Annotated in this window: 18 protein-coding genes; 2 read left to right on the top strand and 16 right to left on the bottom strand. The window is 47.0% G+C overall.

Annotated elements, in window-relative coordinates; translation table 11 throughout:
* The first annotated feature begins 95 nt into the window (after nt 1–95).
* Entirely contained in the window at nt 96–1,124 is a 1,029-nt protein-coding gene (locus BLA28_RS29530; protein ID WP_009252983.1) for a 3-deoxy-7-phosphoheptulonate synthase, read from the top strand.
* 89 nt (nt 1,125–1,213) lie between these two features.
* Here the strand turns inward: BLA28_RS29530 and BLA28_RS29525 are convergent, their stop codons facing one another.
* The 16 genes from BLA28_RS29525 to BLA28_RS29450 form a co-directional block, all read right to left on the bottom strand.
* A complete protein-coding gene (locus tag BLA28_RS29525) occupies nt 1,214–1,900 on the bottom strand; it encodes a P-II family nitrogen regulator (protein WP_009252984.1) in 687 nt (228 codons plus the stop codon).
* An 11-nt stretch (nt 1,901–1,911) separates the two neighbouring features.
* Nucleotides 1,912–3,453: a DUF1538 domain-containing protein gene (locus tag BLA28_RS29520; protein WP_016360265.1), complete on the bottom strand. Its 1,542-nt coding sequence runs from the start codon at nt 3,451–3,453 to the stop codon at nt 1,912–1,914.
* A gap of 187 nt (nt 3,454–3,640) precedes the next feature.
* On the bottom strand, nt 3,641–4,528 hold the full coding sequence (gene xerD, locus BLA28_RS29515) for a site-specific tyrosine recombinase XerD (protein WP_069159384.1): 888 nt from the start codon (nt 4,526–4,528) through the stop codon (nt 3,641–3,643).
* 187 nt (nt 4,529–4,715) lie between these two features.
* Complete coding sequence (locus tag BLA28_RS29510; RefSeq protein ID WP_009252987.1) at nt 4,716–5,324, bottom strand: stage II sporulation protein M; 609 nt, start codon at nt 5,322–5,324, stop codon at nt 4,716–4,718.
* Nucleotides 5,325–5,407: 83 nt separating this feature from the next.
* Nucleotides 5,408–5,950: an NUDIX domain-containing protein gene (locus BLA28_RS29505; protein WP_009252988.1), complete on the bottom strand. Its 543-nt coding sequence runs from the start codon at nt 5,948–5,950 to the stop codon at nt 5,408–5,410.
* 66 nt (nt 5,951–6,016) lie between these two features.
* The gene (gene rny / locus BLA28_RS29500; protein ID WP_069159383.1) at nt 6,017–7,564 is read right to left on the bottom strand and encodes a ribonuclease Y; all 1,548 of its coding nucleotides are present in this window, start codon (nt 7,562–7,564) and stop codon (nt 6,017–6,019) included.
* A 179-nt stretch (nt 7,565–7,743) separates the two neighbouring features.
* Nucleotides 7,744–8,382 carry a regulatory protein RecX gene (locus BLA28_RS29495; RefSeq protein WP_069159433.1) on the bottom strand — a complete coding sequence of 213 codons (639 nt, stop codon included), beginning with the start codon at nt 8,380–8,382 and terminating at the stop codon, nt 7,744–7,746.
* A gap of 17 nt (nt 8,383–8,399) precedes the next feature.
* Nucleotides 8,400–9,518, bottom strand: coding sequence for a recombinase RecA (gene recA / locus BLA28_RS29490; protein ID WP_009252991.1), 1,119 nt, complete (start codon nt 9,516–9,518; stop codon nt 8,400–8,402).
* A gap of 394 nt (nt 9,519–9,912) precedes the next feature.
* On the bottom strand, nt 9,913–11,538 hold the full coding sequence (locus BLA28_RS29485) for a hypothetical protein (protein WP_069159382.1): 1,626 nt from the start codon (nt 11,536–11,538) through the stop codon (nt 9,913–9,915).
* Nucleotides 11,539–11,597: 59 nt separating this feature from the next.
* Nucleotides 11,598–12,875: a competence/damage-inducible protein A gene (locus tag BLA28_RS29480; RefSeq protein WP_009252993.1), complete on the bottom strand. Its 1,278-nt coding sequence runs from the start codon at nt 12,873–12,875 to the stop codon at nt 11,598–11,600.
* Between the two features lie 16 nt (nt 12,876–12,891).
* Nucleotides 12,892–13,428, bottom strand: coding sequence for a CDP-diacylglycerol--glycerol-3-phosphate 3-phosphatidyltransferase (pgsA, locus tag BLA28_RS29475; protein ID WP_044972914.1), 537 nt, complete (start codon nt 13,426–13,428; stop codon nt 12,892–12,894).
* On the bottom strand, nt 13,412–14,749 hold the full coding sequence (gene rimO / locus BLA28_RS29470) for a 30S ribosomal protein S12 methylthiotransferase RimO (protein WP_044972915.1): 1,338 nt from the start codon (nt 14,747–14,749) through the stop codon (nt 13,412–13,414). Before rimO ends, pgsA begins: the two co-directional genes overlap by 17 nt.
* A 58-nt stretch (nt 14,750–14,807) precedes the next feature.
* Nucleotides 14,808–15,053, bottom strand: coding sequence for a DNA-directed RNA polymerase subunit omega (gene rpoZ, locus BLA28_RS29465; RefSeq protein WP_009252996.1), 246 nt, complete (start codon nt 15,051–15,053; stop codon nt 14,808–14,810).
* A gap of 3 nt (nt 15,054–15,056) precedes the next feature.
* A complete protein-coding gene (gene gmk / locus BLA28_RS29460) occupies nt 15,057–15,689 on the bottom strand; it encodes a guanylate kinase (protein WP_016360264.1) in 633 nt (210 codons plus the stop codon).
* A complete protein-coding gene (locus tag BLA28_RS29455) occupies nt 15,679–15,939 on the bottom strand; it encodes a DUF370 domain-containing protein (protein ID WP_009252999.1) in 261 nt (86 codons plus the stop codon). The genes gmk and BLA28_RS29455 overlap by 11 nt, the downstream gene beginning before the upstream one ends.
* 18 nt (nt 15,940–15,957) lie before the next feature.
* The gene (locus BLA28_RS29450; protein ID WP_009253000.1) at nt 15,958–16,836 is read right to left on the bottom strand and encodes a YicC/YloC family endoribonuclease; all 879 of its coding nucleotides are present in this window, start codon (nt 16,834–16,836) and stop codon (nt 15,958–15,960) included.
* Between the two features lie 269 nt (nt 16,837–17,105).
* On the opposite strand from BLA28_RS29450, the gene BLA28_RS29445 reads away from it, so the two are divergent.
* On the top strand, nt 17,106–17,837 hold the full coding sequence (locus BLA28_RS29445; protein ID WP_069159381.1) for a TraX family protein: 732 nt from the start codon (nt 17,106–17,108) through the stop codon (nt 17,835–17,837).
* Nucleotides 17,838–17,952: the final 115 nt, after the last annotated feature.

The raw sequence follows: 17,952 nt of genomic DNA, 5'->3' as shown, positions 1-17,952 counted from the left end.
GGGACTACCGCACGGGCTGTACCTACCGAAAGCTGTCCGGCAGGCTTATTACCGGCCTGCCCGGTTTTTATTTTACAGACAGGAGAAAATGCGCCATGAGTTTCGAATTCATAAGAAAATTACCCACCCCGGATGAAATCCGGAAGGAATATCCCATGCCGGAAAAGCTCGTCCGCCTGAAGGAAGAAAGAGATCAGGAAATCCGCGATGTAATCACAGGAAAGAGCAATAAATTCCTTGTTATTATCGGGCCCTGCTCCGCAGATAATGAGGACGCCGTATGTGATTATATCTCCAGGCTTGCCCGGATTAATGAAGCTGTCAAGGACAAGCTGATCCTAATCCCCAGAATTTATACAAACAAGCCCCGCACAACAGGGGAAGGCTATAAAGGTATCGTACATCAGCCGGATCCGGAAAAAAAGCCTGATTTTCTTCAGGGACTGATAGCCATGCGTAAAATGCATATACGGGCTATCGAAGAATCCGGTCTTACGGCAGCGGATGAAATGCTTTATCCTGAAAACTGGCGTTATTTGTCGGACATCCTCTCTTATGTAGCTATTGGTGCCCGTTCCGTAGAGGATCAGCAGCACCGTCTTACCGTGAGCGGTTTTGATGTCCCTGCAGGAATGAAGAATCCCACCAGCGGTGATTTTTCCGTAATGCTGAATTCCGTATATGCCGCCCAGCATGCCCATTCCTTTATTTACCGGGGCTGGGAAGTCAATACCACCGGCAATGAGCTTGCTCATACCGTCCTGCGCGGCGCTACCAACAAACACGGACGCAACATCCCCAACTACCACTATGAGGATTTGAACACTCTTCTCACTCTTTATAATGAACGGGATTTGAAAAATCCGGCCTGCATCATTGATGCAAACCACAGTAATTCCGACAAAAAGCAGGAACAGCAGATCCGCATCGTCAAGGAAGTCATGCACAGCCGCAAGCTGAATAAAGATATCCATTCCCTTGTCAAAGGCGTTATGGTGGAAAGCTATATCGAAGAAGGCTGCCAGAAAGTAGGCGGCGGTGTTTATGGCAAATCCATTACCGATCCCTGTCTGTCCTGGGAGGCCTCGGAACAGCTGATTTATGATATTGCTGAATATGAATAAACAAGGGATGCCGCGTTTTTCGTGTTATCTTTTGTTCAAAAAAAACAGCTGTCCGACTGCGACAGCTGTTTTTTTGCTTTCGATTATGATTATCCTTCCCAGTCCCCGGTAAGGCGCAGGCCTGCCGTATCCGCTACCGGCAGAGAAAATACAATGGATTTTGCCTTACTTTCCATACCCGCCTTTTCCATTACCGCTTTCATGATATCCTTCTTTTTCTCGGTCCTGGCTACAATAAAGGTAATTTCCTTTTCCGACGCCAGGGAAACTCCCAGGAATTTTTCCGCTTTTTCCATTCCCGTGCCCTTTGCATGGATTACGGTACCGCCTCCTGCTCCTGCTTCCCTCGCGGCATCCATAACCATATTCGTATATCCAAAGTCGGAAACCACTATAACAAGTTCATATTCCGTATCCTTCAATACTGCTTCCTCCTCTTTTTCAAATTCCTGTCCCGCCAGCAGAAACCGGAGTGACTTCTGCCCTCCCATGCTGCTCACCGGTACAATAAATGATATACCCGTACCCGGAACATCTATATTCAGCTTCGTTTCCATGCCTTTTTTTACATGTTTCCAGACATCTCCGGTCACCGCGGTAAAAAGCACAATTTTATCACTTTCCTCCAGGCCCAGACAATCAAGCACTTCACTGCTTGCAGTCCCTTTTCCCAGAGCAACCAGAATGACAGGAATCTTTTCCGACTTATGCATGGAAGAGAACCGTTCCCCCTGATCACGTCCGGTGATGGTCACCATCCAATATACTTTACTCATATACTTTTCTCCTACAAATCTATGATGTCATAATCTCCCCATACCGCTTCTTCAGCAGGAACCGCAGCAAGCTTGGCTTCCTCGCTCTCCGCTTTCCGTGCACGCAGCTGGAAAACCAGTCCGAGTATCTGAATGGTTATAAGGGGAGTCATAGCCACCATAGCCACAACGCCGAATGCATCCGCAATAATATTCCCTCCCACCGACAGGCAGGCGCCCATGGCAAAGGGAAGAAGAAAGGTAGCCGTCATCGGCCCGGATGCCACTCCGCCGGAGTCAAAGGCGATGGCCGTAAATATTTTAGGAACAAAGAAGGAAAGGACAAGCGCTATCAGATAACCGGGAACAATAAACCAGAGGAGCGATATGCCTGTGAGAACCCGGATCATCGCCAGCCCCAGAGAAACCGACACACCTACCGACAGGCTCAGTCCCATGGCTCCTGAAGAAATAGCACCGTCCGTTATCTCTTCCACCTGTTTGGTCAAAACGAAGACCGCCGGCTCCGCCCGGACAATGAAATATCCGATGAGCATTCCTATGGGAACAATAATCCACCGATACGGAAGCCCTGCAATAACTCTTCCCAAATAATTACCGGCAGGCATAAAGCCAACATTTACCCCCGTAAGGAACAGGACAAGGCCGACATATGTATATACAAGGCCAACGCCTATCTTTATCAGGCCTTTTGCCGGTACCAGTTTAAATATTATCTGAAACAGGAAAAAGAAGAAAACTATGGGCAGCAGTGAAATTGCCATCTCTTTCAGATAGTCCGGAAAGCCATGCTGAAAATACCTCCACAGCTCCACAGAATCCGATATTTCGGGTATTTCCACAGGGATATAATCGCCGCCTGACGGACGATATATCATACCCAGCAGCATTACCGCCAGGATAGGGCCTATGGAACAAAGAGCGACCAGGCCAAAGCTGTCATCCGAAGCATGCCGGTCACTTCTGATGGAAGATATACCGATACCCATTGCCATAATAAAAGGCACCGTCATAGGACCTGTCGTTACACCTCCCGCATCGAAGGCAATTGTTAGGAAATCCTTAGGAACGAAAAAAGTGAGAATAAATATCAGTCCATAAAAGAATATAAGCAATGGAGGCAGCGCTATGCTGAAAAGCATACGCAGAAGCGCTACTACCAGAAAAACACCCACACCGCAGGCCACCGACAGAATCAGCACCATATTGGGTATGGAAGGCACCTGTTCAGCCAGGACCTGAAGATCAGGCTCCGATATGGTAATAATGAATCCAAGAATAAAACTCATGGGAATAACTACCCAAAGCTTCTTCGATTGTGTCATACAGGTTCCCACCCGTTCCCCCATATGTGTCATGGCCATGTCCACTCCCAAAGAGAAAAATACCATTCCCGCCGTGAGCAGCACTGCTCCAATGAGGAAAGCCATCAATATTCCCGGGGATACCGGAGCTATTGTAAAGCATAAAAGCAATACGATAGCGATTACAGGCAATACGGCCTTTACTGTTTCCTTTAATTTTTCCTGTAGATTTTTACGAAAAACCTTCAAATATATTCCGCCTTTCTGCTTTGCCATTAGCTGATACATCACTTCATTCAAGTTACAAAATACACTCATTATCTGTTTATTATAACACATGTAAACATTAATAAACAGATAAAAGTGCCTTTCCGGCCATATTTAGCATTTTCTTAACACAAAAGGGAATTTAAAAAAGGATTCCGGATCTTCTACCTTACCGGCTTCTGGGATGCGTCCTCTGATACACATTCCTTAACTGGTTTCCGTTCCTGTTGGCATATACCTGTGTGGAGGAAATATCAGAATGTCCCATCATCTCCTGTACACTATGGAGATCGGCACCGTTTTCCACCAGATGTGCGGCAAATGAATGCCGGAGCGTATGAGGCGTAATATCCGCTTCAATCCCCGCCTTCCGTGCATAAATCTTAATCAGCTTCCAGAAGCCCTGACGGCTCATGGGTTTTCCCGAGCAATTCACAAACAGGGTATCTCCCTCATTTCCTTTTGTAAGCTGTTCTCTCGCTTCTTTAAGATACAGAGTCAGCGCTTCTTTCGCTTTATTGCCGAAGGGTACCGCTCTTTCCTTCATACCGTCTCTGCAGATAATATATCCCAGACGCAGATTCAGATCGGACAGCTTCAGGGAAATCAGCTCTGAAACACGGATTCCTGTAGCATACAGCAGCTCCAGCATGGCCTTATCCCTGATATCCTTGGGAGCGTCTTTACCGGGCTGTTCCAGAAGCCTGGCCGCTTCTTCCACAGTAAGCACCTCCGGCGCCTTTTTTTCTATTTTAGGGGCCTTTAAACGCTCGGTCACATCCTCAGAAACCATCCCCCTTTTAAGCATAAAATGAAAAAAGGCCTTCACAGCCGCAATATGACGGGAAACAGTAGCCGGTGCAAACTGGTTTTTCTCAAGATACAGCACGTAGGAGTTCAGGGAAGTCTCCGTTATACGCCCAACGTCCTCGATCCCCTGTCCGCTGAGAAAAGACTGCAGCTTCTGCAGATCTCTTTTATAAGAAAGCTCTGTATTCACTGAAGTTTTTTTCTCTTCGTGCAGATATAATATAAAATCCCGTATCTCGTTTTCCATGCCCCATTGCCTTCCCGATAATCGTTTATGTAAACCAATTGAATATTCAAAAAATATTATAATCAGTTTTTCGCAGAAAAGCAATGCGCATTTTCCCCGATTTCACGGGATTTTCCTGTTCATTTTGCCTTAAGCACTAGATATCGGTGATCGATATTTTGTCATCGCAATATATGGTAAGACTTTTCTAAAAAAAGTGGAAAATTCTTTGCAGGAATACCGGATTCACATAGCTTTCAACAAGGCATCCTGCAAGGAGCATTCCTAATATAAAAATAAGAGTTCCTGCCCGGAAGGCTGTCAAGCTTCCGTATTTTCCGGTACCGGCGCTGTTATAACGGGTGCTGCGGATACGCTCCTGGAAGCCCTGGCACCATCGGAAAAGAAGGAGGTATGCCGGCGCCAGAAGAAGTATCTGGGGGAAAATGCCTCCCATAAAAATCAATATTCCTCTTATGCCATAGCGAATCGATAATACTGACAGGATTGTGCCCGCACAAAATCCGGCCCATACCAGATAAATACTTACCGCAATACTTCCCACTCCCGCTATGGTCAGTGCAATCAACAGCACAGCCGGTGAAAACCGTTCCTTTAAACTGTAAAAAAACAGCATGGAGTTATCTATATCCAGCACTCCCATTCTTCCCACACTGTAACTGTCCAGAAAATCCGCATTTCCCACAAAGCTTTCCTGCCCGATATAAATAAGAGCAAGTCCTGCTAAAAAACCGGCTATAAAAAGAGCCAGGATCCGTCCATTCAATTTTGTCTCGGCTAAGCCGCTTCTTTCCATACATAAACCCCTTTGCCTGCTTTTTTCAATATATGCGCCTCTGTGTATCCACATGCATGCAAAGGATCAGCCTGTTATCAATTTTATTTGCTTCCGTACTTGGCACGATAACTCATAATCGCCGAAATCGTTTTGGAATCCTCGATTTCTCCTGCAAAAATCTTATCGCATAATTCATCTACCGTCATGGCTTCCACATTAATATATTCATCTTCATCCAGGTGCTGACTGCCGGGTGTCAGATCCGTAGCCACATAAATATCAATCTTTTCATTGCAGAAAGCTACCGTGGTTCTTATTGTGATCAGCCATTTGATTTCTCCCGCATGATAACCGGTTTCCTCCTCCAATTCTCTGGCCGCCGCTTCCATGGTAGGTTCCTCCGGCCCATTCAGGCCCCCTGCGGGTATTTCAAGGGTATACCGGTCAAGGGCATTCCTGTACTGCCTCACCATCAGGATTCTCCCGTCCTCCATCACCGGAACCACAGCAGCTGCTCCCTGATGTTTGATAAAATCCCACTTTACCACGTTTCCGTTAGGCACCTTTACCGTATCCTTATAAAAATCAACGATAGAACCCTTATATACCAGTTCTCTGTCCAAACGTTTAAACTCATCCGCCATTTTCATTCTCTCCTATCTTAAATTTTTAAAAGCCCTGCAGGAATACCTGCAAGGCTTTTACATTTGCTATTTTGCGTAATCTGAAACACGGCTTTCTCTGATAACATTGACCTTAATCTGTCCGGGATATTCCAATTCAGCTTCAATCGCTTTGGAAATATCACGTGCCATCAGTATCATATCCGCATCTGATACCTGTTCAGGAACTACCATAACGCGAATCTCTCTACCTGCCTGAATAGCAAAAGATTTGTCCACACCTTTGAAATTGTTTGCAATGTCTTCTAACTGAGTTAATCTGCTTGTATAAGTTTCCAGAGTCTCTCTTCTCGCACCCGGTCTGGCTGCAGAAATAGTATCCGCCGCCTGAACAATACACGCGATCAAAGTAGTAGGCTCCACATCTCCGTGATGTGATTCCACCGCATTAATAACCGTTGCTGATTCCTTATACTTTTTACAAAGTTCCACTCCAAGCTGAATATGAGAACCTTCCATTTCGTGATCCACGGCTTTTCCAATATCATGGAGCAAGCCGGCACGTTTAGCCATTCTCACATCTAAACCAAGCTCTGATGCCAGAAGTCCTGACAGCTGAGCCACCTCTATTGAATGCTTTAAAGCGTTCTGTCCATAACTTGTCCTGAACTTTAATTTGCCCAGTAACTTTACGAGTTCCGGATGAACACCGTGTACGCCAACTTCCAGTACTGCGGATTCACCTTCCTCTTTAATCATCACTTCGACTTCTTTTTGCGCTTTTTCCACCATCTCTTCGATTCTTGCCGGATGGATACGTCCGTCAACTATAAGCTTCTCAAGCGCGATCCTTGCTACTTCCCTTCTGATCGGATCAAAAGAGGATAAAATTACTGCTTCCGGGGTATCATCGATAATTAAATCCACGCCGGTCAAGGTCTCAAGGGTTCTGATATTCCTTCCCTCTCGTCCGATAATTCTTCCCTTCATCTCATCATTAGGAAGCTGTACAACGGAAATAGTCGCCTCAGACACATGGTCAGCCGCACATCTCTGAATGGCCGTAACCACATATTCCCTGGCTTTCTTGTCTGCTTCCTCTTTGGCCCTGCATTCCATATCCTTGATCATCACGGCCGATTCATGCTTCACTTCATCTTCAACAATTTTCAATAAGTAATCTTTTGCCTGTTCGGAGGTTAAACCTGAGATTCGTTCCAGTTCCTGTACTCTCTGCTCATTCAGCTTCGCGATTTCTTCCTTCTGCTTCGCTATTTCCTCTTCCCTTGCTGCCAGCACGGATTCCTTCTTCTCGATGGCATCCGACTTCTTGTCCACGTTTTCTTCCTTCTGCTGCACTCTTCTTTCGTAGCGCTGCACTTCAGACCTGCGTTCCTTGATCTCCTTATCCAGTTCGTTTTTGGCACGAATGGATTCTTCCTTCACTTCCAGCAGTCCTTCTCGCTTTTTGGATTCCGCAGTCTTCACCGCATCATCAATAATCTCTCTTGCTTTGTCTTCGGCGTTGCCGATTTTGGTCTCAGTTTCTTTCTTCCTATATGCAGAAGTTACTGCAAACGTAATCGGGATAGAAATCACCAAAGTAACCGCTACTGCTATCACATAACTAAGCATAGACAGGAGCACCTCCTTATTAAATTTTCATTGTGCGAATATCTGTTATAGAATGTATGTACGCCAAACATTCTTATAAGCGATTTTACAACACTTCAATTTTAATAAATAACAGGTATTATGTCAAGTAGAAAAGCATATTCTAACCAATTTTCATAACATTTGCACAAGATTCCCTGTTATTCCCAGGAGTTTTCCGCTCCGTATTCCTCACAGTTCATAACTCTTCTTATTTTATCCGGGGAAAAACCTTTACGGTACAGGAAAGCCTGTATCCGTCTTTTCTCTTTTAAGTCTGCGCTTTCCGCATCATAGTGCTTCTTTCTGAGCAAATCTTTAATCATGGCCTCTTCATCCTGAAGGCCATCCTCTTCCTGGACGGTACGCATGGCTTCTTCAATAAGGCTTCTGTCCACTCCTTTGCGTCTCAGTTCATCTTCCATGCTTCTCCTGCTTTTGCGCTCCATATAGGCCGACACATAATGCCTGGCATATGCAGCATCATCAATATAGCCAAAGGATTCCACATAAGCGAGGGCTTCCTCGATAACCGATGGCGGATACTTTCCCTGACGGAGCTTATCTTCCATCTGCTGCCTGGTATATTCTCTGGATTTCAGCAGATTCATGCAGCGCAGCTTTGCCCTCTTAGGCAGTACCGTCCCCATGATTTCCTCATATATATCCCGGGAAATTTCCCTGTTCTCAGCAATTCCATATTTATGAAGTTCGCCTTTGTATAATACAAAGGCGAATTCTCCATCAATACTGACTGCATATTTACTTTTATTAACTGCTTCTGTTTTCGTAATAACCATTCTGTCTTCTCTGCCCATCAGGCTTTATCCGGCTCTTTTGCAGGTGCCTTCACAGGCTCTTTTCCTTCTTTTGCAGCCTTTGCATCCGCCGCTTCCCTGGCGGCTGCCGCTTTTTTATCGGCAGCTTCCTCTTTTTTCTTTTTGTCCAGCTCGTACTGGGCACGTACCTTCTGTTCGATTTCATCGCAGACAGCAGGATTATCCTTCAGGAAGGTCTTCGCATTTTCCCTTCCCTGGCCGATCTTATTCCCTTCATAGGCAAACCAGGCGCCGCTCTTATTCACAATATTCAGATTAGTCGCCAAATCCAGGATATCACCCACTCTGGAAATTCCCTCACCGAACATAATGTCAAATTCCGCTTCCTTGAACGGGGGGGCAATCTTATTCTTAACCACCTTGACACGGGTACGGTTTCCCACCACTTCCCCGCCCTGCTTCAGGGATTCAATTCTTCTTACATCCAGCCGGATGGTAGAATAGAACTTCAGCGCACGGCCGCCGGTAGTGGTTTCCGGATTGCCGAACATAATTCCCACTTTTTCACGCAGCTGATTGATAAAAATAACGGTACAGTTAGACTTGCTTATTACAGCAGTGAGCTTTCTGAGGGCCTGGGACATCAGTCTGGCCTGAAGGCCCACATGGCTGTCTCCCATATCCCCGTCAATTTCGGCCTTGGGCACCAATGCCGCCACGGAGTCCACTACCACAATGTCAATAGCGCCGGAACGCACCATCGTCTCTGTGATCTCCAGGGCCTGCTCTCCGTTGTCAGGCTGGGAAATATAGAGGTTGTCTATATCCACGCCGATGTTCTTGGCATAAACAGGATCCAGGGCATGCTCGGCATCGATAAATCCGGCAATTCCGCCCCTCTTCTGTACCTCGGCAATCATATGTAAAGTGACCGTAGTCTTACCACTGGATTCCGGTCCGTATATTTCAATAACTCTTCCCTTGGGAATTCCTCCGAGCCCCAGGGCGATATCAAGGCTTAAGGATCCTGTGGGTATCGTCTCCACGTTCATCTGTGTGGAAGGATCCCCCAGCTTCATCACAGCACCCTTTCCGAACTGTTTCTCAATCTGTGATAATGCGGCGTCAAGCGCTTTTAACTTTTCATCTTTTTCCATTGTCTTCTCCTTCTTATCCAGAACAGATGTTCTCTTTCCATATCATAAAACATTTGTTCGTATTTGTCAATTCCCAACTTTAGAATCAGTATATAAAATCCGGTGTCCGATAAAACTCCCTCATAGGCATCCCTCCCTTATTTTTATAATTGCTTTGAAATTATGGGCGAAACGCCTGATATGCAAAGCAGATGTTACAGACAAGGCCTCCCCTGATACGGAGCAGCCTTCAGCTAAGATATGCTTTTATGATTGTACCACAGCGGTGCGGCAAATGCCATAGGAAAGTATGTTTCTTCGGTAAAAATCCCGGAAAAACAGAACGGTCCCGGAAGGCTTCTCCGGAACCGTTCTGTCTGCCGCCCGGCCATCCCGTGAAGGGATACGCCAGACATTAAATTTTTTTCATATAACGTTCGTAATCCTTGATTGTCACAGTCACCCACCCGCTGCTGGAGCTGGTTGTATAATTAAATCCGATTTCCAGGCCTACGGGTGTATAGAAAATAATATTGGTATCGGAATCCGACAGGAAATCCTGGAGCTGTTCATCCGTCATCTCATCCACCGCCTGCGCCGTGCCGTTCTGGTAGGCATCCTGGTCGCGAAATGCCTTGGCAAGCTTGGGCGTATAGTCAATCATATTTCCGTTATCCATGAGCTCACCGCTCACCAGATCTATGTTTATACTGTACAGGGAAATGTAAGATTCCATATTCATGGCAAAGGATTCCCTGAGTACAATACTTATCTTTTCCTCATCCATATATGTTACATAGCCCTGGCTGGTGGAAGCATAATACAAATCTTCCTCCTGCTGTTCCCTGTAATATCCATAAAGATTGCTGTAATAGGTTGCCTCATATTTGATTTCCTCATTCAGCTCATCCATATGAGGAATATTTCCGCCCTTCAGCTGAGGATATCTTCCCTGGGTGGTCGCCCCGGTTTCATCATCCACATAGTCATATTCTTCCCATTCCACGCTGTAACTGAGATCATCCCGCACGGAATTGGCAAGGGTAACGTAATAATCATCTTCGGGGGTGGGGACATAGTCCTCCTCTTCCGGTTCGGATTCAGATCCGCCGTAACCGCCGTTGTTGTTGTTATAACCGCCGTTATCCTCGGGCACGCTCTCCGGCTCCGAATTTTCTGTGCTTCCGAAGACTCCTTTATAATTGGCGAGTCCGCCGCCGCTTTCTTTTACGGCTCCGCGCACAATCACATACACGAGCACAAGCACAATACAAAGAAGAATCGCAATGGCGGCAATAATGACGGCCGCAAGGGTTCTTCCGTTATTCCTCTTTTGGGGCCCGTTGGGATAAGCGCCGTAAGGACTGCCATAGGGAGGTACGCCTCCGGGAGGAACCTGCCCCTGATATCCGCCCTGCCCCGGTCCGTAGCCCTGGCCGTACTGACCGCCATAAGCTCCGTTCTGAGGGCCTCCCGGCATGCTGCCGGCATTGTTCTGCGCCCCATAGGGAGGTACGTTCTGACCGTACGGAGCATTCTGCGGGCTGCCGGGAGCTCCCTGTGCTCCATAAGAGGTATTCTGGCCTCCGTAAGTGTTCTGGGAACCATAAGGCATATTCTGTCCATAGGGAGTGTTCTGCGCTCCATAAGGGGCATTCTGTGCCCCATAAGGCGTCCCCTGTGATCCGCCGGACGTATTCTGCGCTCCGTATGAAGCGTTTGGGGAACCATAAGGGGCATTCTGCCCGCCGTAAGGAGCATTCTGAGAACCATAGGGGGCATTCTGAGCATCCGGGGAGGGCTGCTCATCCGGTGTATTCTGCCCTTCCCATGAAGACATATCCGGTGTATCCTCTGTTTCTGTCCCTGTGTTCGGTGTTTCTCCCGAAAGAAAGCCATCGCTCTCTTTATCCGGGTCTGACGGAGTATTCTCCGTATCGGTTGCTTTTTTATTTCTGTCGTATCCACAGCTGATGCAAACGCCGTTTTTCATTAATGCTCCGCATTCCGGACAGAAACCGTATTCTTCATCCTCATACATAATATTTCCTCCATGCTCAGGCAACATTTATGCCAGAAGCTTTCTTTGCAAGGCCGGAATCAGACTTTTTTACCAAAAGTCTTCTGACTGTAGTATTCCAAAATACACTGCCTCATCATTGTTAAAGCGGCAGACACTGCCGTTTCTCTTATCTTGGCCCGGTTCCCGTTAAAATGGAATTCCTTGACCTGTGTGGTTCCGCATACATAGCATCCCATGTAAACCAGTCCCACCGGTTTCTCCTGGCTTCCTCCGTCAGGACCGGCAATCCCCGTTATGGAAAAGGTGACATCCGCCTTAGTGAGAAGCGCGGTGCCTCTGGCCATTTCCTTAGCCGTCTGCGGGCTGACGGCTCCGTATTTATCCAGGGTCCCCTTCTTCACTCCGGCAATTTTCCTTTTTGCCTTATTGGAATAGGTAATATAACCGGATTTGAAAACTTCAGAAACCCCCGGTATGTTGATCAGCCTGGCCGCCAGCATCCCTCCCGTACAGGATTCAATCGTGGAAACCGTAAGCTCGTTCGCAAGAAGCAGATCCACAACCGCCCCTTCCAGGGTAACATCTTCCTCCGTGGTGTAAACAGCGCTTCCGAAACGGGATTTCAGTTCCTTTACCACAGGCTTCACTTTTTTCCTGGCTTCCTTTTCGTCAGCGGCGCGGGCCGTAACACGCAGATGGACTTCCCCGGTTTTGGCATAAGGGGCAACCGTGGGATTTTCCATACTTTCCAAATCCGTGATTTCACTTTCCACCTTGCTCTCACCCATTCCGCAGATTTTTACTGTTTTGGAATAAATGATACCAGGCTCCTCAGGGTTTTCCAGTCCGTTAAGGTAGGGAACGATACTGTTCTCAAACATGGGCTTTAATTCATTGGGAGGGCCGGGAAGCAGGATGATCCGCTTTTCCCCTTCCGTCAGGATGATGCCGGGAGCCGTACCGTTATCATTATCCACCACAATGGCTCCTTCCGGTACTAAAGCCTGTTTTTTATTATTTTCCGTCATTTCCAGACCGCGTTCCTTAAAAAAGGATTCTATCCGCTCCAGGGAATGGCCGTCCATTTTCAATTCTCTGTTCCATACCCCTGCTGCGGTCTCCTTGGTCAAATCGTCCTGTGTAGGCCCAAGGCCTCCGGTGAGAATCAGGATATCCGACCGTTCCAACGCCGTACGCATCACTCCCGCCAGCCTTTCCCGATTATCTCCCACAACGGTCTGATAATAACACGACAGGCCCAGCCCCGCACATTTTTCTGCCAGGAACGCCGCATTGGTATTGACTATGTTCCCCAGCAAAAGCTCTGTTCCAACTGAAATTAATTCAACTACCATACCGAACCTCTTTTCTTTACTTCTGATCAGCCAGGCAATCCTTGTTCTTAATCAGATAGTCTGCCAGTGAAACCACCGTAAGTATTAATGCAGCCCACATCACAATGGAAGTTACCAGGGAGAGTGCCGGAATATCGGCGATCATCAGCACAATCATTACCATCTGGAAGGTGGTTTTGAATTTGCCCCAGTAACCGGCTGCAATTACAACCCCTTTATCCGATGCAACAAGCCGGAAACCGCTTATAATAAACTCCCTGCTCACAATAATAATTACAATCCATGCGGGGATCTTTCCCATTTCAACCAGACAGATCAGCGCCGCACAGACAAGCAGCTTATCCGCCAGGGGATCCATAAATTTCCCGAAGGTCGTAACCAGATTATATTTTCTGGCGATCTTTCCATCCAGCAGATCGGTCAGGCTGGCAACTACAAACAGTGCAAGGGCGATCCACTTTGCCGCGCCTCCGCCTATGGGAACAAGCATAAAAACCACAAAGGGAATTATCATTATCATTCTTAATATCGTCAGCTTATTCGGTAAATTCATCTTCCAGCTCTCCTATCAAATCATATTCATAAGATCCGGTAATACGCACATTCACAAAATCACCGGTCATCAGGTCCCTTGAAGTATTGATAAACAAAAGGCCATCCACATTCGGCGCATCCTTATAGGTTCTCGCCACATAGGCATTCTCCCCGTCCACCTTGCCCTCAACCATGGCAGGAAGGCACCTGCCCTTCATGTTCTCCGCCTTTTCAAAAGCGATTTCCTGCTGAAGCTCCATCAGTTCCGCCTGGCGCTCCTCTTTTATCTCCTGGGGCACCTGGTTTTCCATCTGCGCGGCAGCCGTTCCTTCTTCCTGGGAATAGGTGAATACACCCAGCCTGTCAAATTCCAGTTCATCCACGAAATTATATAATTCCTCATGATCCTCCTGGCATTCTCCGGGGAACCCGCTGATAAGCGTGGTACGAAGACAGATATCCGGGATTTCCTCCCGCAGCCTTCCGATGCGCTCACGCAGCTCTGCCTGGTTGGTGCGTCTTCCCATCTGCCGCAGAATCCGATCCGACGCATGCTGGATGGGCATATCCAGGTAATGGCAGATTTTCGGTTCTGTTTTTATGGTTTCAATCAAATCATCCGTAATTTCTTCCGGATAACAGTACAGAAGCCGGATCCACTCAATCCCGGGTATCCTGCAAAGCTCGCGCAGCAGCCGGGGCAGTGACTTTTCACCATAAAGGTCTTTTCCGTAAACCGTAGTTTCCTGAGCAACCAGAATCAGCTCTTTCACGCCGCCTTCCGCCAGTTCTGAGGCTTCCTTAACCAGAACGTCCATGGGAACGCTCCTGAAGCTTCCCCGTACCTTGGGAATGATGCAGTAGGTACAGCGCTTGTCACAGCCCTCGGCGATTTTCAGGTAAGCGAAATGGCCGCCTGTGGTCACACTGCGGTGTTTCCCGTAAACCAGCGCCGCATCCGGATCCGTAATGTGGTTATTGCTTTTTCCACCGCACACCTCTTCAATAGCTGCCACAACGCTGTCAATCGCCATGGTTCCCAGGATTTCATCCACCTCCGGGATTTCCGTCTGTATTTCTTCTTTATAACGCTGTGCAAGACAGCCGGCTACAATCAGCGCCTTCAGCTGCCCGCTTTTTTTCAATTCCGCCATCTCCAGGATGGTATTAATGCTTTCTTCCTTGGCGTCTCCGATAAAACAGCAGGTATTTACCACTGCCGCCTCGGCTTCCGATTCATCATCCGTAAAGGTATGCCCGCTTTCAGCCAGCATTCCCAGCATCATCTCGGTGTCCACAAGATTCTTATCGCAGCCCAGGGAAATAAATAAAATCTTCATATTTTTTTACGAAAAAAGAGAAACGCACACGGCAATTTCTCTTCTCCCTTCCCCCATTTCACTCTTCTGTTTCTTCATCCCCGAGAATCTTAATCTTGCCTTCATTCAGTTCTTCCACCGCAACAGATAAAGGCTTCATGCCTGTTTTCATATTTACCAGCGGCTCATCGCCTCCGATGATCTGCCTTGCTCTCTTAGAAGTGGCCATAACGATGGAATAACGGCTGTTTACAATATTGGTTTCACCGGGCTCCACATCGCTGTTCACTACTTTCATTAAATCGGTATAAGAGGGATGTAACATGTTTCATTCTCCTTTCACTAATGCGTCCAGTTCGGAACGCATGCCAGCTATCAATTCTTTATTTCGCTGCGGGCTCCTGCGTGCGGCATTTATGATGCTGTGCATCTCCTTCACACATTCGTCCAATTTATCATTGATTATGATATACTCATAATTTTCAATGCCTTCCGCTTCTTCTGCCGCACGGCTGATGCGCTGACAGATGACTTCGTCACTTTCGGTACCCCTGCCCTCAAGCCTTCTGCGCAGTTCCTTCGCGCTGGGAGGCATGATAAACAAAAGAAGGGCATCCGGGAATTTTTCTTTCACCTTAAGGGCTCCCTGGATTTCAATTTCCAGAATGACATCCTGTCCCTTGTCCAGACAGGACTCCACATATTCCCTGGGCGTTCCATAATAATTGCCGCAGTAGCAGGCATACTCAATCAGACCATCCTCTGCAATCGTCTGTTCAAAGGCTTCCTTTTCCACAAAAAAATAGGACTTGCCTTCTTCTTCTCCCGCCCTGGGCTTTCTTGTAGTCATTGATACCGACAGCGCATAATTATCATAGGTACTTATCAGTTCCTTCATCAAAGTTCCTTTGCCCGCCCCGGAAAAACCGGATACGACAATCAGGATTCCCCTATGCTTCATCATTATCCTCCCGTTCGGCCTGTGCGCGGTTTGCAATGGTTTCCGGCAAAAGTGCGGAAAGCACCAGCTGTCCGTTTTCCATCACCAGCACTGCCTTTGTCTTTCGTCCCTGTGTTGCGTCCACGGCCGTCCCCGCCTCTCTGGCAGTCTGCACCATTCTCTTAATGGGTGCGGAATCCGGGCTGACCACCGCGATAATTTTAGCGGTATTTACAATATTGCCAAATCCAACATGGATAAACTGACTCATATTCGCTCCCATTTGCTGTTATTCAATATTCTGGATTTGCTCCCTGACTTTTTCAATATCGGTTTTCAGCTCTATAGCCCTGTTGGAGGTCTCCAGATCGTTGGCCTTGGAAAGGATCGTATTGGCCTCCCTGTTCATTTCCTGGGCAATGAAATCCAGCTTCCTGCCGATGCTTCCCCCTGTTTTCAGGGCTTCCCTAGTGGTTTCAATATGGCTCCGCAAACGGACCAGTTCTTCATCCACGCATACTTTATCGGCAAAGATGGTCACCTCCATAAGCAGGCGGTTCTCATCCACCTGGGTATCCTCCAGAAGCTCCTTAACCTTATCACGCAGTGTCTGTCTGTATTCGGCAATAATCTGAGGTGATCTTTCCTCAATGAATGCCACGCTTTCCAGCATGCCGTCCAGCTTGCATATCAGATCCTCTTTCAGGTTATCCCCTTCGGCAAGTCTTGTCTGTACGAGTCCTTCGGCGGCTCCGCGGAGCGCTTTTTCCAGGCTCTTCCAGATCCCTTCCTCATCAATGGTCTGCTCCTCCATGGAGAAAACCTCAGGGAACCTGGATAATGAGGAAACACGTATATCATTGTCCAGAGAAAATTCTGCGGCCATCTGTTTCAGATATTCCATATATTCAGCGGCAATATCTTTGTTGTACTTAATTGTTACATTATTTTCAGTAAAGTCTTCATAAGAAATAAATACATCTACTTTACCGCGCTGGATATATTCCTTCAGAAGGCTTCGTATCGACGCCTCAAAAAAATTCAGCTTCTTGGGCATCTTAATACTCACATCCAGGTACCTGTGGTTTACAGATTTCATTTCCACAGTGAATTTACGCTCGGCCTCGCTGATCTCACATCTGCCGAAGCCAGTCATGCTTTTTATCATCAGTATTCCTCCAGAAGATACATTCCCATAATTCATTTTATTATAAATCACCTTCCGAAAGTAGTCAAGGATTTCATTTTTTGCCGTTTACCGCCCGTTTTCTTAACAAAAACAGCTTCGGAAGCAGTAAAAACGGCGCCATCGCCAAACTTTACAAAATCTCTGCCATAATTGACAATTCCCCATCTATATACTTCCCGGGGAAAAAGTTATACTGACAGCATCATAATAAATCAACATTATCAATAAAGAAAGAAAGGTACATAACAATGAATACGAAAAACATCACAGTCACCGACAAACCTCTCTTAAATACGAACCTGGATACCAATTTTTTAAAGCTGGTGGCTATCATCAGTATGTTCATCGACCATGTGGGAGCTGCCTTCTTTCCGGAATACCCTGTTTTCCGCTGGCTCGGCCGTCTGGCTTTCCCCATCTTCTGTTACTGCATGACCGTAGGAATGCTCTATACCAGTAATATCCGCAGATATCTGGGACGCCTGGGCCTGTTTGCCGTCATTTCCCAGCCTTTCTGGATACTGGCATTCAACCCGCAGGATATCCTGGGCAACCTGACCAACTGGAATATCTTCTTTACATTATTTATAAGCCTTCTGGCCGTATGGGGTTTTAAAGAAAAAAAATGGTGGCTTTTCATCCTTGCCTTCCTGGTTATATCTCTGTGGAATTTTGATTATTCCAGCACAGGCATCCTTCTCATGCTGGTTTTCTATCTCTGCAGGAAAAAACCTTCCCTCGGAGCCGTCCTGTATGTACTGCTCTATCTTCCGGCCTTTTTTACGGCATCGCCGGGAGATCCTCTGAATCTGACTATCGGAAATTACGGCATCGGCTTTGAAGCAGGAGCCCTCCTTGCCCTTCCCCTGATTTTCCTGCATACCAATACTTCCCTGCGTATCCCCAAATGGTTCTTTTACGCTTTCTACCCGGCCCACCTGGCCCTGATCGCCCTGGTACGTTTCCTTCTTGGTTTTTGAGAATCCCTGCTATATCAGCTTTTCCAACAAGGGCTCAGATGTTATCTGCGGACAGCATCTGAGCCCTTGTTCTCTTTTCCTTCTTCTGCTATACTTAATATCATGATATTTATTT

It is taken from the genome of Eisenbergiella tayi, from assembly GCF_001881565.1.
Classification (GTDB): Bacteria; Bacillota; Clostridia; order Lachnospirales; family Lachnospiraceae; genus Eisenbergiella; species Eisenbergiella tayi.
The sequence above is the reverse complement of the archived record's forward strand: the minus strand, read 5'-3'. Positions and strand labels throughout refer to the sequence as shown.

Bases quoted from the DNA above. Each gene is read 5' to 3' on its own strand.
- xerD (WP_069159384.1), bottom strand. From the start codon at position 4,528: ATGGAAAACGAGATACGGGATTTTATATTATATCTGCACGAAGAGAAA.
- BLA28_RS29485 (WP_069159382.1), bottom strand. From the start codon at position 11,538: ATGTATGAGGATGAAGAATACGGTTTCTGTCCGGAATGCGGAGCATTA.
- rny (WP_069159383.1), bottom strand. From the start codon at position 7,564: ATGCTTAGTTATGTGATAGCAGTAGCGGTTACTTTGGTGATTTCTATC.
- BLA28_RS29445 (WP_069159381.1), top strand. From the start codon at position 17,106: ATGAATACGAAAAACATCACAGTCACCGACAAACCTCTCTTAAATACG.
- rimO (WP_044972915.1), bottom strand. From the start codon at position 14,749: ATGAAGATTTTATTTATTTCCCTGGGCTGCGATAAGAATCTTGTGGAC.
- rpoZ (WP_009252996.1), bottom strand. From the start codon at position 15,053: ATGTTACATCCCTCTTATACCGATTTAATGAAAGTAGTGAACAGCGAT.
- BLA28_RS29525 (WP_009252984.1), bottom strand. From the start codon at position 1,900: ATGAGTAAAGTATATTGGATGGTGACCATCACCGGACGTGATCAGGGG.
- BLA28_RS29480 (WP_009252993.1), bottom strand. From the start codon at position 12,875: ATGGTAGTTGAATTAATTTCAGTTGGAACAGAGCTTTTGCTGGGGAAC.
- BLA28_RS29505 (WP_009252988.1), bottom strand. From the start codon at position 5,950: ATGGCGGATGAGTTTAAACGTTTGGACAGAGAACTGGTATATAAGGGT.
- recA (WP_009252991.1), bottom strand. From the start codon at position 9,518: ATGGAAAAAGATGAAAAGTTAAAAGCGCTTGACGCCGCATTATCACAG.
- BLA28_RS29455 (WP_009252999.1), bottom strand. From the start codon at position 15,939: ATGAGTCAGTTTATCCATGTTGGATTTGGCAATATTGTAAATACCGCT.
- BLA28_RS29495 (WP_069159433.1), bottom strand. From the start codon at position 8,382: ATGGTTATTACGAAAACAGAAGCAGTTAATAAAAGTAAATATGCAGTC.
- BLA28_RS29530 (WP_009252983.1), top strand. From the start codon at position 96: ATGAGTTTCGAATTCATAAGAAAATTACCCACCCCGGATGAAATCCGG.
- BLA28_RS29450 (WP_009253000.1), bottom strand. From the start codon at position 16,836: ATGATAAAAAGCATGACTGGCTTCGGCAGATGTGAGATCAGCGAGGCC.
- pgsA (WP_044972914.1), bottom strand. From the start codon at position 13,428: ATGAATTTACCGAATAAGCTGACGATATTAAGAATGATAATGATAATT.
- BLA28_RS29510 (WP_009252987.1), bottom strand. From the start codon at position 5,324: ATGGAAAGAAGCGGCTTAGCCGAGACAAAATTGAATGGACGGATCCTG.
- gmk (WP_016360264.1), bottom strand. From the start codon at position 15,689: ATGAAGCATAGGGGAATCCTGATTGTCGTATCCGGTTTTTCCGGGGCG.